The sequence below is a fragment of the Nocardioides sp. P5_E3 genome (assembly GCF_054049275.1).
In genome coordinates this window covers 1-1163 of the sequence record NZ_JBFUMR010000066.1, presented here as the reverse complement: position 1 = coordinate 1163, position 1163 = coordinate 1, and the positions used below count along the sequence as shown (strand labels likewise).

The following is a 1163-nucleotide window of genomic DNA, read 5'->3' as shown; positions in this document are numbered from 1 at the left end:
CACCCGGCGCCGCGGACGGCGGCTCGACCGGCGGCATCGCCTGCGCGCGGGCGTGCAGGGCGCGGGCGGCGGGGCCGGGCTCGACGCCGAGCTCGTTGCGCCAGGTCCGGGCCATCGCCTCGAGTTGGCGCAGCGCCTGGCTCCGGCTGCCGCCCTCCACGTGCTGCTGGACCAGCCGGAGGTGCGCCTCCTCGTCGAGCGGCTCTGCGGCCACCAGGTCGGCCCAGCGACCAGCCGAGCGGAGCAGCTCCAGGTAGGAGACCCGGAGGCGTTCGCGCTCGGCGTCGGCCCACGGCTCGTAGAGGTCCTCGGGCAGCAGGTCGCCGCGGTAGAGGTCGATCGCCTCCCCCACCGACGACGGGTCGCCCGCAGCACGGTCGAAGCGCTCGACGTCCACCGCCACCTCCACGTCGGGCAGCAGCGAGACCACGTCGCCGGCCAGGACGACCGCCGACGGGACCCCGACGGCCGCCCGCGCGTAGTGCGCGGCCTTGTGCAGCCGGGGCGCCGCCTGCTCCAGGAGCAGGTCGGGCCAGAGCAGGTCGACCAGCTGCTCACGAGGCAGCTGCCGGCCGGGCCGGAGCGCGAGCACCTTCACCAGCGTGGCGGCGCTGCGGCGGGTCCAGGCGTGCGCGGCGACGGCGCGGCCGTCGACGACGACCGCGAACCCTCCGAGGAGACTGATGTCGACGTGCATCGCACCCTCCCAGCCGCGAGCGATGCGACTCTACGCCGGTCGGCGCGCCCGGATCGACGCCATTTCCCGCGGCCGTCCTGGCGTACGGCGCTCAGCCCGCGACGTCAGCGCGATCGAGCTGCTCGAGGTGCTCGACCTCGTCGCCCATCGCCGCGCTGAACCGGCGGAGCAGCGACCGGATGGCGGGAGCGTCCCAGTCGTACGCCGCCACGCGCTCGGTGACTGCGAAGAGCTCGCGCGAGAGCCGGTCGCGGGTCTCCTGGTAGCGCTCCAGCGCCGCGTGCTCCGGGACCGCGCCGGCGTGGGACGCGAGCACCTGCCCGGCGAGCAGCTCTGCGTCCCGCAGCGCGTCGGTGATGCCGTGGGACGTGATCGGGTCCTTGAAGTAGCCCGCGTCCCCCACGAGCGCCCACCCGGGACCGGAGGACTCGCGCGCGAAGCCGGGGATGCCCGCCCAGCCGCGGAT

2 protein-coding genes are annotated in these 1163 nt (G+C 75.8%); both read right to left on the bottom strand.

The window, feature by feature from the left end:
• Positions 1–697 (bottom strand): AfsR/SARP family transcriptional regulator (locus ACXJKB_RS22695; protein WP_457192481.1); only part of this gene is annotated, 697 nt, incomplete at its 3' end.
• Positions 698–788: 91 nt separating this feature from the next.
• Positions 789–1163 (bottom strand): NAD(P)/FAD-dependent oxidoreductase (locus ACXJKB_RS22690; RefSeq protein ID WP_457192479.1); only part of this gene is annotated, 375 nt, incomplete at its 5' end.